Origin of the sequence: Endozoicomonas sp. (assembly GCF_051008435.1) — a bacterium.
Lineage (GTDB): Bacteria > Pseudomonadota > Gammaproteobacteria > Pseudomonadales > Endozoicomonadaceae > Endozoicomonas_A.
On record NZ_JBPCXO010000444.1, the window covers coordinates 22,602 to 38,244 of the forward strand.

The following is a 15,643-nucleotide window of genomic DNA, read 5'->3' on the forward strand; positions in this document are numbered from 1 at the left end:
AATGAAAACCCTCTCTCTCTGGCTTTTAAGTCTTTGCCTTATTTCGGTTTCAGCTTTGAGTCAGGAGCGTCAGCAGCTTTTTCAGTACTCCACTATAAACAGTCTTCTGGAGGGTAATTATGACGGTCACTTTCCTCTTCAGAAACTGGCTAGAAAGGGGAATTTTGGGCTGGGTACCTTCGACCGGCTGAATGGCGAACTGATAGCCGTTGACGGGCTGTTTTATCAAATTGATGCCGACGGCAAGGCCCATCTGGCAACACCGGACATGAAAACCCCTTTCGCCATGGTTAACCATTTCACCAGCGAACTGAGTCAACCCCTGAAAGAGAGTCTTGAATTGGAGGCATTGAGCCAGTATCTGGACACTCTAATCACCCGGAAGAATCATATCCAGGCCATACGAATTGATGGCACCTTCAGAAAAATCACGGTTCGGAGCATTCCTGCCCAGAACAAACCCTACCGAAAGCTCGCTGAAGTCAATGCCAAAGACCAAACCTACTTCCATTATAAAAACCTACAGGGCACCCTGGTGGGCTATCGATTCCCGGATTACATGGGCAACCTCAACATCCCCGGTTATCACTTCCACTTTATTGATGCCAACCGCAAATTTGGAGGCCACGTACTGTCGGTTCTGACAGGGAAAGGCAAAGTCGAAATCGATAACCTGCCCCAGTTCAAAATGCTACTCCCAGATGACGAAACCTTTGCTAAACAGGCGCTGAATTTCAACAATCAGGAAATGTTAAAGAAAGCAGAAACCAGCCAGAAGAAACCATAAACAGCCATGAGCGAAGAAAAATATTTTTCGCGGTAAACAACGCAAAATAATGGAGCCACTTCGGACCAAACAACCAATCAGTACCAACAAGCGCTTGATTTGGGGTTTTGCATCGGTAGAATACCCGGCAATTTGCCTTAGGAGACTTGCCACCAGGCACAGGCTTCTTTAACTTAGGTTTAATGACCCTATTTATTCATACAGCTTTGATCTGCTGAGCCACGAGGCTACTCAGAGCTGTTACCGGACACCTGCGAATGACCTCTGAAACTGGCTGTTTTGATACATACACACGCCTGATCAGGGTGCCAACTGGCATCAGCAGTGGTCCGTTTTTCGAAAAAAGCCCCTTGATCAGGGGCTTTTTTTTGGCTTGTGCTTTTATTTCGCACCAGCGGCTCATCTTCCACTATTACTCAGGAACAGGTAACTCTTGATGGAAAACCAGCTCTATCTGAGGGACATTATTTCCATAGCAGACCTGAATCGCTCAGACCTTGAACTGATTCTGAACACTGCCGCCCAGCTTAAAACAACGCCACGTCCTGACCTGCTGAAGGGCAAAGTGATTGCCAGCTGTTTCTTTGAAGCCTCTACCCGAACCCGTCTCTCTTTTGAAACGGCTGTTCAAAGGCTGGGGGGAACTCTGATTGGTTTCTCTGACAGCAGCAACACTTCGGCCAAAAAAGGGGAAACACTGGCAGACTCGGTCAAAATCATCAGCTCTTACACCGATGCTTTCGTCATGCGCCACCCACAAGAAGGCGCTGCACGTCTGGCCACTGAGTTCTCCAATGTTCCCATCATCAATGGTGGTGACGGTGCCAACCAGCACCCAACGCAGACTTTGCTGGATCTGTTCAGTATCAAAGAATGCCAGGGGACTCTGGACGACCTGACCATCACCTTTGTCGGCGACCTGAAATACGGAAGAACCGTTCACTCGTTGGTTCAGGCTATGTCACTGTTCGGAGCAAAATTTAACTTTATTGCGCCAGAGGCTCTCTCCATGCCCGACTATTTGCTGGAAGAGCTGGATGAAAAAGGCGTTAAATACCGCAAGGTTGAGAGCATAGAAGAAGTAGTACCTGAGTCAGACATCATTTACATGACCCGCGTTCAAAAAGAACGTTTTGACGAAACCGAGTACAAACACATGGCATCCAAATACATTCTTGGCGTTGAAAGCCTGAAGGAAGCCAGAGAAAACCTCAAAATTCTTCACCCTTTGCCTCGGGTCGACGAGATCGAGGTAGCGGTAGACAACACCCCCCACGCCTACTATTTCCAGCAGGCTGAAAATGGGGTCTATGCTCGTCAGGCCCTACTGGCTCTGGTTTTGAACGAAAGTATCTGAGGGAGACACCGCAATGACTAACAAGCTTCAGGTTGAGGCCATTCGCAAAGGCACCGTCATTGACCATATCCCTGCAGGTCAAGGCGTTAAAATTCTGGACCGTCTGCACCTGCTGGACTCCGATGTCAGCATTACGGTGGGCTTTAACTTGCCCAGTAAAGCTCAGGGTCGAAAGGATATTATCAAGGTCACGGACCTCAAGTTCACCGAACAGGAAGCCAACCAGCTGGCTCTTTTTGCTCAGGGAGCCACTATTAATGTCATCGACGAATACAGTGTCGTCGACAAATTCAACATGACCGTGCCAGAAACACTGATAGGCGCTTTTCCCTGCCCCAATTCAAACTGCATAACGCACAATGAACCGGTAAGTAGCTATTTCTATCTGAGAGAAAAAGACGACGATATTAGACTGAAGTGTCATTACTGCGAGAAGTCATTCAGCAAGGATATTGTTTCCGAACTCTGACAATGCGAAGACTCTGGCCATCTCAACGAGCCAGAGTCTTAACTCATTGAGCTTTCACAAGAACGGCACCTTCATAGCCTATCATAGAGATTGAGCTGACCGGCTCGCCCAAGCTGCCATCAAAATACACTCTTCGAAAAAGACCCGGCAACTGAATAACCGGCGAATAACTCTGTTGAAACTCAGCATTATGTCCAAAGAAATCCGTTCTATAGAGAACCAGACCTTTAGTGTACTCTCTGGCCAGAATCATCTCTGCAGGCCCGCCTGACACTATTTCCTGACTGCTTCTTTGTAGATAGAAGAGGTTCGACGGTTCAATATCGAGTACCCCCCCTGAAAAATTGTTACTGATCAGTTGGGTCTGATTGGAATACCCGACGATGGCATAGTCCGTTACCTCGTTTTTTGCCATATAGGCGACAGGCTCACGGTTTGCTGGCAGAGTGCTGACTGGCATTCCAATATCCACAGAGAGCATGGCTTCAGGTAGGTATGCCATGTTTTTCGGGACACCTGCCTGATAGTAATTGGTTGAACGGGTATTCCTACTGCCATAACTGAATATACGGTTCCAGACGTGCAGATAGGTTTTACCTGGGACATTCAGCAGATAGTACTGAGCCAGAGAAGATTCGATATCTTTTTCCCAGTTTTCACGGGTATTGCCCAACCTGTGAACCCTGCCCCCTTCATTGATCATGGCCGCAAGAATGGACCAGCGATCCTGTTTGGCAAGGGCAAACGTATCCCAAGCCTTACTGAGCCCAAACCAGCCACTGAATCCCAGACTGGGACGGATCAGACCTTCCCTCAAAAAGATACTGAATGAAGGAATAAACGCACTGGCACCGTCAGTAGACCAGAGATTCACCATTGAGATATTCGCTCCGATAAAACTGCCAGAGTTAATCCTGATGGTTTCCAGTGTTTTGATAAAAGCCTGTTGATAAAGAGCCTGGGCTTGAGGAGAACTCACCCTATGGGGCATCTCTCTCAAGCGTCCCCCTGTGTGAGGAAAAAACTCGTTTTTCAACAGTCGAAAAAGATCATCGTTGTAAGCGCCATTAAGCTGCAGGCTGCCCCAGGTTCGCTTGTAATAGTCTCCCAGCAAATCGGCCAGCAATGGATTTTGAAGGTTTGGACGAATCCAGGAAGAACGTGAACTCCACATTTTCCCCAGGGGCACTACCCGGGACTCCCATTCAAAACGGGCACTGGCAAAAGCGTTGATTCGTTGGCCAAACTCACTTTCATCGACGTAACCATCACCATTCCGATCATTGGCCGGATCCCAGCCAGGAACTCTTCTGACAGAAACCTGCTGTCCTTTTGGATTAAATTTTTTGTAGTCTGAATGAATCGAGCTGACGGGAACGCTATATACCTCTGGCATCCAATCCTTAACCCGAACATTCGCCAGCCTGGGCGGTGTACCGGAACCATTCTTCCAAAGTAAGCGAACCAGATAGTATCGACCTTCGTTGATCAACATTCTCTTGCCGAAGTAAGGACCTCCACCGTATGTCTTGCCTGAACCATCGTGGGTGGCTGCTCTTTTCCAGTCAGCTGGCGGGGTCCACCTGATAACACCACTTCGACGCAGGTTATCGGTATCATCATTGATGACCATCTGACTCCAGCTGCTGACCAGTCCACCCGACATTGAGGATGGGTATTCGACCACCAGCTCTCCAGAGCCTGAGACCGAAGACAAATCCAGTTCCAGTTGATCAAATTTCTCGAATAAATAGACATAAAGCCCTCCCCCGGTCGCAGAGTGCTCCCAAACCGGTTTGTCATAGGGAGGCTTCTGATAAATCAAGAAGCCAGCATGATCAGGCTGAACGGTCCAGCCGACAATACTCGGTATCCTGCCAAAAGGGGTTTTGCTGCCATCCGCTGGATCTTCAATCAACAGGTCCGTATCTTCGGAAAAATGTAAAAAAAGTGATTCATAAGACTCACGGCGACTGTCTGTGCGCCCCCTGAGGTACATTTCCAGATCGGTAGGAGAAAATTCCAGTTTCTGGTTGTACATATACCCCAAAGAGTAAGGTCCGCTGCTATCCCCTTCTGAGGCCCCCAAAACCAGATCTGCCCTCTGCTGCTCCCAGAGTCTTACCGACTCGGCTGTGGGAAAGCGTTTCAGCCATTCACTCTGCTCAGGAGCCTCATGATTACCGGGTAGAATCCAGGCAACCCCCGCCGAAGGATAAAATCGACCTGCCATGACTTCCATGGTGAAAAGGCCTGTTACTACCACCAGCATCCATGCTTTTTGAAACACTGTTTGTACCTATTCTGATGAATCAATCCCGCCCCAAATGGGTGCCTGATTATCATTTGTTCGGCCACCAATGACGGCTCATAAGGAACCATCTCCCTGAGACCTATGTCTAATGGCTGGATTACTAGAGATTTAGTATTTTTAGAACTGTTTTTCATGAAAAAGAGGCCAATTGGCTACCATTACCGGATTTTCATGAGTGACAGAGCCCATAAGGCTTGAGAAGTGAGGTATCCCATGGAAGTAGCGCCAGCGCAGTGCATTATGAGCTTGATGACTCAGGGGTCTGAAAAGAGCCCCGAGACCGATACGCTGGCCGCCAAAAACCAGAAGTTTGCTGAAGAAGCGAGCTTTTTCTTTACCTTTTTCAAAAACCGTCCCCTCAGACCCATTCCTGATCAGCCATTGATGCTCATGCTGTACAAATCCAAACTTCGCAGAAAGAAAAGAAAGGTCAGTAAAAAGGACCAGCTGGACAATCTTTATATGCGCAAGAGAAAGGATAAAGAGCAGGAAAATAGCTCGGATAGCGATAGGGATGAGCAATCAATTTAGCAATCAACCGCCATATACCTTAGAATCCTCGTGATATGTCGCAGCCTTGTGAATCCGGTTTCCTGCGGCGCATTACTGCTGTACAGGAGCCTGACCGGGAATAGGCTGGTTCCTGAAGACCAATTTCTCTATCTGTTTGCCCGATTTTTTATGGAGGCTGACCGGGAATTGCACTCGAGCATAAAATTCAGTAGGACGAGCCAGATTTTCCGTTGGATTTGTGCGAATAGTTGACCTATTCAATCAAATTCAACGAAAAATCTGGCCGTTCTTTCTGGATTTTAGGCCGAGCTGTCTATTCTCGATCAGCCTCCCTGGGCGGAGAGACCAGTCAACAGCAGATTAAATCCCCGGCTTTGAGATCTTCTCAGAAAAAGCCAGCCCTGGAGCCTATCGGACTGATGACAATTTCATGCTCGAAAGCATAAGTCCAACAGGCTCCAAGCTGTAGACCGGGATACCCATACCGTAATGGAACGAGATTAAAGCATTGAGTGGTTTACTAGGCCTATTCAGAAAGAAAAAGGCGCCTTCATCGGCCCCTGACAAAACGTCCCCCAAACCACAGGGTGGAAAAACAAACACCAAAGCTCCCAAGAGCAAACCCAAAAGCTCCAAGCCACAAAATACAGCTCGCCGTAATCACCCCCGCAGTTCGCACCGCACTGCCACTAAAAAGCCAGAACCATCCTGGGATATCAGTGAGTTTCAGGTAGAGCCTGAACAGGGCAAAACCCGCTTTCATGACTTTGATCTGCCCGATCAACTGATGAGGGCTATTCAGGAGTCAGGATTCAAATACTGTACTCCGATCCAGGCTGAAGTGCTGGGTAGCACCCTGGCGGGCCGTGATGCGATTGGTAAAGCACAAACCGGTACCGGTAAAACCGCTGCCTTTTTGCTCAGCACGATCAAACAGCTGATTGATATACCTGCACCGGATCAACGCTATCTTGGTGAGCCTCGTGCTGTCATCATCGCACCAACCCGTGAGCTGGCATTACAAATTGGTCAGGATGCTGAAGACCTGACCAAATATCTGCCGTTGAATGTGCTGACCGTCGTTGGCGGTATGGATTACGACAAGCAGCGCAGCCGAATGAGCAGCGGCTTCATTGATATCCTGGTGGCCACCCCTGGCAGACTTCTGGATTATTGCGAACGTAAAGACCTGCATCTGGATCTGATAGAAACACTGGTCATTGATGAAGCAGACCGAATGCTCGATATGGGCTTTATCCCACAGGTTCGCCGCATTATTCGTATGACTCCTCGCCCAGGCGACCGTCAAACCCTGCTGTTCTCAGCGACCTTCACCGATGCCGTATTAAGGCTGGGTGAGCAGTGGACCTGGAAACCTGTCAAGGTCGAAATTGAACCGGAAAGTGTGGCAACTGAGACCGTTGACCAGAAAGTGTTCATTGTCACCAATGAACAGAAAATTCCTCTGCTCATTAACTTGATCAACCAGAATAATCTCGAACGGGTGATCGTGTTCACCAACCGCAGGGACGAAACCCGTCGCCTGACAGAAAAGCTACAGAAGAAAGGGCTCAAAGCTGACCAGATTTCTGGCGAAGTGCCTCAGAAGAAGCGACTCAAAACTCTGGATAGCTTCAAGAACGGCAGACTGACCGTGCTGGTTGCCACCGATGTAGCCGGTCGCGGAATCCACATTGAAGGCATCAGCCACGTTATCAACTACAACCTGCCTGAAGATCCGGAAGATTATGTCCACCGAATTGGTCGGACAGGTCGGGCAGGTGCCAGTGGAACCAGTATCAGCTTTGCCTGCGAAGAAGACTCATTCCTGATTCCGGATCTGGAAGAAATGCTGGGGGCCAAACTCAACCTGGAATACCCACCTGAAGAATTACTGAAGTAACAACGCCTCTTCCTCTCGACAGCGAATTTTTGCAAAAAGATTCGTTGTCGCAGCCTGTCAGTGAATTAATAAAAAGTTATATAAACCAAGAGAATTAGAACTTTTAAAGCTCTTTATTTAGCAGAAATAGAAATGTAATCCTCTAAGTTTAGAATCATTCTGTCCTTATTAAAATAACAAATTCAGTATTTTGAATTTTTTATTTCTGTTAGTAATTTAAACTTGCTGACTTGCCTATTTTCGATAAAAATCAAATATGAGAGATCCAAAAAACGGACGAGGAAGCCGCCTATGGGAAATGCCTTGGAAGCCAGGCCGATCATCTCAGCATTAACTACAACCTACATACTCGACAGTAATGTTCTGATACACGACCCCAACTCGATCCTCAACTTTGAAGAGCATCAGGTGCTCATCCCCATGACCGTTCTGGAGGAACTGGACAAGCTTAAGAACGGAAAGCAAACCATCGCTGCTGATTGCCGACAGGCCATCAGACTGATTGACCAAATACTGGGTACTGCCTCACCCGCAGAGATCGAAGCAGGCGTTCCTATCAGACGTGGTAACAAATCAGAGCCTCAGGGTACTCTCTCAATTCTGAGCTCTCATCATGTTGAAAATATCACCACGTTGCCCACCAGCAATAACGATAACCGTATCATCAACGATATCTGTCATTTCCAGGAAACCCATCCGGGTGCACCGGTTGTCCTGGTGACCAAAGATATCAATATGCGTCTCAAAGCCAGGGGATGCGGAATTCCAACGGAGGATTACCACAGCGACCAGCTGGTTTCCGATATTGGTTTGCTCAATAAAGGTTACCAACTGTTTGAAGGCAATTTCTGGGATCGAGTTTCCCAGGTTCAGACAGAACAGCTGGAAGGTGTCACCTACCATAGACTTTTGAGAGAAGAACTCGGTGAAGATATTTATCTGAATCAGTTCTTTCTGGACGACACTGGATTTGTAGCCAGAGTAAACGCCATTACTCAGGATGAAGTTCAGTTGCAACACTTCTGTCGTGAAACACTAATGGGTCAGGAAGCCTGGGGACTGCAACCACTCGATATCTATCAAGCTATGGCTTTGAATCTTTTGCTCGACCCCGATATTCACCTGGTCAATCTGACCGGTGCTGCGGGCTCAGGTAAAACCATTCTGGCCCTTGCTGCAGCCATCGAGATGACCGTAGCGACCAAGCAGTTCCGTCGAATCATAGCCACCCGCTCAACCCGGGGGCTGGATGAAGACATTGGTTTCCTGCCAGGTACGGAAGCGGAGAAAATGGAGCCCTGGCTGGGAGCCATTACCGATAACCTCGAAGCCTTGCATTGTGATGATGAATCCACCAACAGCAGTGTGGACTACATTCTCAAGCAGGTCCCCCTTCACTTCAAATCCCTGAACTATATCCGGGGCCGAAGTTTTCAGCAGAGCCTGATCATTATTGATGAGTGTCAGAACCTGACGCCACACCAGATTAAAACAATAATCACCCGTGCGGGTTCGGGCAGTAAGGTCATCTGTCTGGGCAACCTTGCCCAGATTGACACCCCTTATCTGGCTCCCACCAGTTCAGGACTGACGTATATGACTGAACGGTTTAAAAACTTCCCACACGGTGGTGCAATCCAATTACAAGGAGTCCCACGCTCTCCATTGGCAGCTTACGCTGAAGAAAACCTCTAACATTTACTTTCACTGAGAGATAGCCAGGCTTGATAGTCTGGCTATCGACAACCCATAGAAATTAATCATTAACTTTCCCCTCCTCCAAGCCCTATTCTGTTGACTACCGACTTGTATCAACGACGCACTTACCTAGGAGTTTGTACCATGTTTTCTAACAAGCTGGACCTCGATGACTTCATGCAAGGGCTGGCCAAACGCAACCCTAACGAGCCAGAGTTCTATCAGGCAGCCTACGAAGTAGCCCAGAGTGTTATTCCCTATATCAACCATCACCCGGAATACATCGATGCCCGTATTCTTGAAAGGATGACGGAGCCGGATCGTATCATCAGTTTCAGGGTTTGCTGGGAAGACGACGAAGGACATATCAGGGTTAATCGCGGTTATCGAGTGCAATTCAATAATGCTATCGGTCCTTACAAGGGAGGACTGAGATTTACCAGCAATCTCACCCTGGATACCTTGAAATTCCTGGGATTCGAACAAACTTTCAAAAACAGTCTGACAACATTACCGCTGGGAGCGGCAAAAGGCGGCTCTGATTTTAATCCCAAAGGAAAAAGTGATCGGGAAGTCATGCGCTTCTGCCAGTCCTTTATGTCCGAACTGCACAAACATATTGGTGTCTACACTGATATCCCCGCTGGAGACATTGGCGTGGGAGGTCGTGAAATCAGTTACTTATTTGGGCAATACAAGCGACTGGAAAATCAGTTCCAGGGGGTTCTGACCGGTAAAGGACTTGAATACGGTGGCAGCCTGATCCGCAAAGAAGCGACTGGCTTTGGCACAACCTACTTTATGGAAGAAATGCTGAAAGAGCACGGCAGTTCTCTGGAGGGTAAAAAGTGTATTATTTCAGGTTCAGGTAACGTTGCACTCTACACTGCAGAGAAGGTCATGCAGCTGGGTGGCCAGGTATTGGCCCTGTCTGACTCTTCAGGTTCAATCCATATACCGGAAGGTATTAGCCAGGAACAACTGGACTGGCTGATTGATCTGAAAGAAAACCGCCGGGGTCGAATTCAGGAATTCGCGGACCACTTCCACTGCGACTTTTTACCCGACACGAAGGTCTGGAATATTCCCTGCCAGATTGCCTTTGCCTGCGCCACTCAGAACGAACTGGGCAGGGAAGATGCTGAGAATCTGATCAAAAATGGCTGTATAGCCGTAGCCGAAGGCGCCAACATGCCTTCTACTCTGGAAGCCGTTCACCTCTTCAAAGACAACAACATTCTGTTTGCACCAGCCAAAGCGGCAAATGCCGGAGGTGTTGCCGTTTCTGGCCTTGAGATGACCCAAAACAGCATGAGACTGTCCTGGTCAATGGAGGAACTGGAAGATCGACTGAAAACCATCATGCAAAAAATACACGGTAAGTGTATTCAGTATGGTCGAGGTGAAGGCGAAACCATTGATTATGTTCGTGGTGCAAACATCGCGGGCTTCAAGAAAGTCGCTGACGCAATGCTGGCATACGGTGTAGTGTAATAATAAAATACATTTTTACTAAAGCTGCCCCGTAATAAACTTACGGGGCAGCCTTGTAATTTTACTAATTAGCTTTATGTGCAGAAGCTACTTTTTGGATAAATGCCCTTATAGAGGGGTAAAAGCTTGGAGATTCATCCAGATTGTTGTGGTCATAGCCTGTAAGAATCTCTGTATAAGATGATCCTAACCAGGCTTGAGCCAATTTGTGTCCATGGGATGGTGGAATGATCTGATCCTGTGATGCAATGAGGAACAATGCAGGAGTATTTAAGTGGCTAGCACGTTGTATACTCTCGAAGGGATGCCTCAATATCCAACGTACTGGTAACCAGGGAAAATGATGGCTAACAACAGCGCGCAGGCTGTCGTAGGGAGTTACGAGAATCACTCCAGAAAGTGATTGATCATTGAGTTGAACTTGTTGAGCCAGTTGAACTGCCACTCCACTTCCAAGACTCCGTCCCATCAGCAAAATTCTTCCTGAAGAAATCCCTTTTTCCCTGGTGAGATACTCATATTGAGCCCAGCCATCTGCAACCAAGCTTTCTTCTGAAGGAGAACCATTACTGCTTCCATACCCTCGATAGTTGAAAGCATAAAACTCCGATACTCCCAACTCTTTAGATAAGTAAAGCATGGTGGAAACATCTTCTGCATTGCCTCCGAAGTAAAGCACTACAACATCACTGGCTTGATCAGTAAATTGGCGCCTGAAGCCACTCAGGTCAACATCTCCTCGCTCAAGATTGATAGACGTATGCTCAACGCCCTTGAGTACTTGGAGATCATTCGTTGCACCAGGGAAAATAAAACTATTCTGCTGTATAAAGAAAAACAGACAGACACATAGATATATCCCAAATACCACTAAAGTGATCACTCCGAGGACACTACTCATCAGTACAATTCCAGCTTTGTAACCATTGATCAGGATCACTATTAATCGGAACAGAGCTGACACAAATGCAGACAAGATCCTCGACCAGCCCAACAGCTAGCAAATCACCTGACTTTGCATCACCCAACTCAAACTTTGGCAGCACTAGTTTTACTGTTTCTTGCTGGCCATTTTTTACCACTCCCTTCAATACTACTGGGTCAGGAAAACCTTGAGCTAAAGATGGAGATTTATTCAACCCAAACAAGCCATTTTTTGAGGTAACTTCAGAAACTTCAACTATGAGCTTTTTCTGTACATTTCTCTCCGCTGGCCACTCCCAACGCCACTCTGTTTCACCAGCCATAGCACACCCTCCCAAAACCATAGATAAAAGTACTAAAATATAAATAAACCTGTGCTGCATAATGTCCTATACCTCACTCACAGGTAAAACTTGCAGTTTGAAACGCAAGTCTGCTGTTCGGCGTACTCCTATATGTCCAGTAACAAATTGAACATCCCTATATGTTTCTTTGCTGAGTTGCTTGAAAAGATTATTGGGTGTATCCAAGCCAGGAATGCTCTTTGACAAGATATTCGACGCAACAAAAGCTTCCGATGCGTGAGACGAACAATTCCCACCCAACAGATTGAAAGAACCTGGATTCAGTTTCAGCTGCTTCCAGAATTTATCAAAAAGCGCCCCTTCATCAGGTGTAACTCGTAACGAAATCAAGCAAGATACAACATTTAGTTTTTTGGCCATACTTGCATCGACATAATAAGGACGAATTTTTCGCATCCCTTCGTAGCTTGCTACCAAACCTTTCATATTCATACCGGAGCGGTTTCATGAAATTGAGAACCTACCACCAGATGCAGCTCCTTCATCACCAAAAAAACCATAAGGCTCACCTGTAGTAATAATACAGTCGGCATGTTGTTCCATCACCCCCGGATTATGGTCGAGGGATCGCTTTCCCCTTACGATCAAACCAATCCGCTTTACTCCTGACATCCTTATTCTCCCTGTACGGAAATTATTAATGCTCTTATTGGTGCCAACGATATTTTTATTTTCAGGTATTTGATGATAACAAGGAGTCTAAAAAGATGTTGAGATTACGCTCTTATGAGATGAAAAGTTTAATAACTTTGCCTTTCTTCAACAAGACAGAGAATATGTCACGCTTCTTTCAGGTTTGACTGATAACTGCATTCTGAACACTTAAGTAATTCAAGCCGCATCCTGGAGCTGATCCCAGGGGATTTCTGACAGAACATCCAGTAGCTGGTTCACCTGCTCATGACTGTGACTGGCCGAAAAGGTTACCCGCAGTCTTGAGCTGTCCCTTGGAACAGTCGGGGGGCGAATGGCCGTGACAATAATGCCTCTGCGCTCCAGATAGCGACTGACTTCCATTGTTTTTTCTATGCTGCCAATCATAATCGGCTGAATAGGTGTATCTGATGGCATAAGAGGGATACCCAACTCCCTGCAACCCATTTGGAACTGTTTCACCCGTTCGAACAGATGATCTCTTCGCCATTGCTCTTTGGACATAATTCTCAGGCTGGTCCTCGTCGCTTCAGAAACAGCGGGCGGCATAGCTGTCGTATAAATATAACTGCGGGAAAATTGAATCAACACTTCAATCAAAGCTTCACTGCCAGCCACAAAGGCACCAAACGTCCCCAACGACTTACCCAGAGTAGCCATCAGAATGGGTAACTCTTCCAGCCCCAGTCCAAAGTGGTTAGCACTGCCTCTGCCCTGCTCACCCAGCACACCGAATCCATGGGCATCATCCAGCATGAATATTGCCTGATAATTTCTTGCAAGCTGCGCCAACCTTGGCAAGTCCTGTTGATCACCGTCCATACTGAACACGCCATCGGTCGCAATCAGTTTTTTAGACGCTCTACTGGACTTTAACCTTTGCTCCAGATCATCCAGTTCTCGATGCTTAAAACGCTGAAAGCTCGCTCCCGATAATCTACCCGCATCCAGCAGAGAGGCATGATTAAGGCGATCTTGAAAAACGGCATCTCCCTGTTTCATCAACGCACTCATAACGCCAAGATTCGCCATATAACCCGTTGAAAAGAGCAGCACCCTTGGGCGGCCCAGAAAATCAGCCAGTTCTTCTTCCAACTGGTGATGAGGACGGCTATGACCCAATATGAGGTTCGAGGCACCACTGCCCATGCCGTATTGATTGGCCGCTCTTTTAAAAGCAGCCACGGCATCAGGATGATTGGCCAGCCCAAGGTAGTCATTACTGCAAAATGCCAGACACTGCCTGCCATTGACCGTTACACGGGTATCCTGGGGAGAATCCAGAACCATTCGCTGACGATAGAGCCCTTGCTCCTGACGTTCAGACAGCAATCCCTGGAAATAGTCTTCAACCATTCCCTTTATCCTGCTGCGTTATAAAACATAGGTGTATCCGCTGTCTCATCGGACGAAATATCGTAGGGTTCTGGCTGAATTCCAAGGCGGTCAAACAATTGATAGTCCAACTCTTCTTCAGGCAAAGGCGTAGTCAGCAGAGCTTTTCCAAGGAAGATACTGTTGGCGCCGGCAAAATAAGCCAAGGCATGGAGTTCGTCACTCATCTGCATTCTGCCAGCCGAGATACGCACATGTGCTCTGGGCATCAGGATTCTGGCTGTAGCCACCGTTCTCACATACTCCAGTGGATCAAGGTCTTCCACACTGTCCAGTGGAGTGCCTTTCACCTTGACTAAAAGATTAATCGGCACGCTGCCTGGATGAACTGGAAGCGTTGCCAGTTGATGCAGAAAAGAGGTCCGATCCATGGAAGTTTCACCCATTCCGACAATCCCACCACAGCAAATGTTAATCCCTGCTCTATGCACCGAATCCAGAGTATCCAGACGATCTGAAAAAGTTCGGGTGGTGATGATATCCCCATAAAATTCCGGGGAGGTGTCAATGTTATGGTTGTAATAGTCCAGTCCGGCCTCAGCCAGACTTATGGCCTGCTCATCGGTCAACATTCCAAGGGTAACGCACGACTCCAGCCCCAATGCCTTAACGGCCTTGATCATTTCAATAACCTCACCGAGATCCCGGTCGCTGGGATTTCTCCAGGCCGCTCCCATACAGAATCGAGTGGCACCGTTCCCTTTAGCCTGTCTGGCCTTTTCAAGCACGGCCTCAATCCTCATCAATTTCTCTTTTTGAAGACCCGTATTAAAGCGACCGCTTTGAGGACAATATTTACAATCTTCAGGACATGCGCCCGTCTTAATCGACAACAGAGTACTCAGCTGAACATGATTGGGATCGAAATATTGCCGATGAATCGAGTGAGCCTGAAACAGCAGATCATTGAAGGGTTGATGATAGGTTTCTTTGACTTCGTCTAACGTCCAATCCGTACGAATAAGTTCTTCCTGCCTGACAATCTTGGTCATGTGCAAATACTACCAATGGGGAATTACATGGATTGCTGATGAAAGAAAGTCTATTTGGGGAACGGCAGCTGTCAACTTTAAAAGCCAGATAAAGTTGACAGCTCGTCATGACTTAAAAATATCTGAACTATGATTCCAGTGCCTCTTCCACTCTCCCGTAGGTATCTTCAAACCGAACGATGTCATCTTCTCCCAGATAGGCGCCGCTCTGAACTTCTATCAGCTCCAGCATCACTTTGCCTGGATTTTCCAGCCGATGAGTACAGCCCAGGGGAATATAGGTCGACTCATTTTCTGACAGCAGTACCTGGTCACTTCCCCGAGTCACAAGCGCAGTTCCCTTAACAACAATCCAGTGCTCCGCTCTGTGATGGTGCTTCTGAAGGGACAAACGTGCTCCTGGTTTAACCGTGATCCGCTTGACCTGATATCGATGCCCCTGATCTATGGAGTCATACTTTCCCCAGGGCCGGTAAACATGCCGATGATACAGCGCTTCCTGACGATCATTTTTCTTCAGTGAAGTCACAATATCCTTAACCGACTGGGCATCATTTTTATCCGCAATCATCACGGCATCACTGGTTTCAACAACCACCAGGTCCTTGACCCCGACCAGCGATACCAGCGATACCAGCCTGTTCTCGGAACGAACTTGACATCCTCCCCGCCCTAAAGAACGGGGATTCCTACAGCTAGACGGTCATGCCCGACCGCAAGAATGTTTCTTGCTGCGTTTACGTCACGCAGATGTTCAGCTCCGCACTCTGAACAGACC

At 47.5% G+C, this 15,643-nt stretch carries 16 protein-coding genes and 1 pseudogene; 7 read left to right on the forward strand and 10 right to left on the reverse strand.

Going from position 1 to position 15,643, the window contains the following annotated elements; translation table 11 throughout:
• Position 1 precedes the first annotated feature (1 nt).
• From budA to pyrI, 3 genes are all read left to right on the forward strand, one after another.
• Positions 2–787: an acetolactate decarboxylase gene (gene budA / locus ACR2PX_RS22055; RefSeq protein ID WP_434001513.1), complete on the forward strand. Its 786-nt coding sequence runs from the start codon at positions 2–4 to the stop codon at positions 785–787.
• 436 nt (positions 788–1,223) lie between these two features.
• A complete protein-coding gene (gene pyrB / locus ACR2PX_RS22060) occupies positions 1,224–2,144 on the forward strand; it encodes an aspartate carbamoyltransferase (protein WP_434001514.1) in 921 nt (306 codons plus the stop codon).
• 13 nt (positions 2,145–2,157) lie between these two features.
• A complete protein-coding gene (gene pyrI / locus ACR2PX_RS22065) occupies positions 2,158–2,613 on the forward strand; it encodes an aspartate carbamoyltransferase regulatory subunit (RefSeq protein ID WP_434001515.1) in 456 nt (151 codons plus the stop codon).
• Between the two features lie 43 nt (positions 2,614–2,656).
• Here the strand turns inward: pyrI and ACR2PX_RS22070 are convergent, their stop codons facing one another.
• A complete protein-coding gene (locus tag ACR2PX_RS22070) occupies positions 2,657–4,903 on the reverse strand; it encodes a hypothetical protein (protein ID WP_434001516.1) in 2,247 nt (748 codons plus the stop codon).
• A gap of 237 nt (positions 4,904–5,140) precedes the next feature.
• Between ACR2PX_RS22070 and ACR2PX_RS22075 the strand changes: the two genes are divergently transcribed.
• The 4 genes from ACR2PX_RS22075 (at position 5,141) to gdhA (ending at position 10,535) form a co-directional block, all read left to right on the forward strand.
• A complete protein-coding gene (locus ACR2PX_RS22075) occupies positions 5,141–5,458 on the forward strand; it encodes a hypothetical protein (protein ID WP_434001517.1) in 318 nt (105 codons plus the stop codon).
• 697 nt (positions 5,459–6,155) lie between these two features.
• Entirely contained in the window at positions 6,156–7,343 is a 1,188-nt protein-coding gene (rhlB, locus tag ACR2PX_RS22080; RefSeq protein ID WP_434001527.1) for an ATP-dependent RNA helicase RhlB, read from the forward strand.
• A 291-nt stretch (positions 7,344–7,634) separates the two neighbouring features.
• Positions 7,635–9,038 carry a PhoH family protein gene (locus ACR2PX_RS22085; protein WP_434001518.1) on the forward strand — a complete coding sequence of 468 codons (1,404 nt, stop codon included), beginning with the start codon at positions 7,635–7,637 and terminating at the stop codon, positions 9,036–9,038.
• 147 nt (positions 9,039–9,185) lie between these two features.
• Complete coding sequence (gene gdhA, locus ACR2PX_RS22090) at positions 9,186–10,535, forward strand: NADP-specific glutamate dehydrogenase (RefSeq protein WP_434001519.1); 1,350 nt, start codon at positions 9,186–9,188, stop codon at positions 10,533–10,535.
• 64 nt (positions 10,536–10,599) lie between these two features.
• Here gdhA and ACR2PX_RS22095 read toward each other — a convergent pair whose 3' ends face one another.
• The 9 genes and pseudogenes from ACR2PX_RS22095 to ACR2PX_RS22135 form a co-directional block, all read right to left on the reverse strand.
• Entirely contained in the window at positions 10,600–11,436 is an 837-nt protein-coding gene (locus ACR2PX_RS22095) for an alpha/beta hydrolase (protein WP_434001520.1), read from the reverse strand.
• On the reverse strand, positions 11,429–11,782 hold the full coding sequence (locus tag ACR2PX_RS22100; RefSeq protein ID WP_434001521.1) for a hypothetical protein: 354 nt from the start codon (positions 11,780–11,782) through the stop codon (positions 11,429–11,431). The genes ACR2PX_RS22095 and ACR2PX_RS22100 overlap by 8 nt, the downstream gene beginning before the upstream one ends.
• 66 nt (positions 11,783–11,848) lie before the next feature.
• Positions 11,849–12,250, reverse strand: a complete 402-nt coding sequence (locus ACR2PX_RS22105) for a hypothetical protein (protein ID WP_434001522.1) — start codon at positions 12,248–12,250, stop codon at positions 11,849–11,851.
• Positions 12,251–12,268: 18 nt separating this feature from the next.
• Entirely contained in the window at positions 12,269–12,436 is a 168-nt protein-coding gene (locus tag ACR2PX_RS22110; protein ID WP_434001523.1) for a hypothetical protein, read from the reverse strand.
• Positions 12,437–12,655: 219 nt separating this feature from the next.
• The gene (bioF, locus tag ACR2PX_RS22115) at positions 12,656–13,834 is read right to left on the reverse strand and encodes an 8-amino-7-oxononanoate synthase (protein WP_434001524.1); all 1,179 of its coding nucleotides are present in this window, start codon (positions 13,832–13,834) and stop codon (positions 12,656–12,658) included.
• Positions 13,835–13,839: 5 nt separating this feature from the next.
• On the reverse strand, positions 13,840–14,865 hold the full coding sequence (bioB, locus tag ACR2PX_RS22120) for a biotin synthase BioB (protein ID WP_434001525.1): 1,026 nt from the start codon (positions 14,863–14,865) through the stop codon (positions 13,840–13,842).
• Positions 14,866–14,992: 127 nt separating this feature from the next.
• Positions 14,993–15,394 (reverse strand): cupin domain-containing protein, encoded by a 402-nt coding sequence (locus ACR2PX_RS22125; RefSeq protein ID WP_434001528.1) that lies wholly within the window; start codon positions 15,392–15,394, stop codon positions 14,993–14,995.
• Positions 15,395–15,517: pseudogene (locus ACR2PX_RS22130) on the reverse strand (hypothetical protein); the annotation flags it as partial.
• Between the two features lie 20 nt (positions 15,518–15,537).
• The coding region (locus ACR2PX_RS22135) for a zinc ribbon domain-containing protein (RefSeq protein WP_433999696.1) at positions 15,538–15,643 on the reverse strand (106 nt) is incomplete at its 5' end.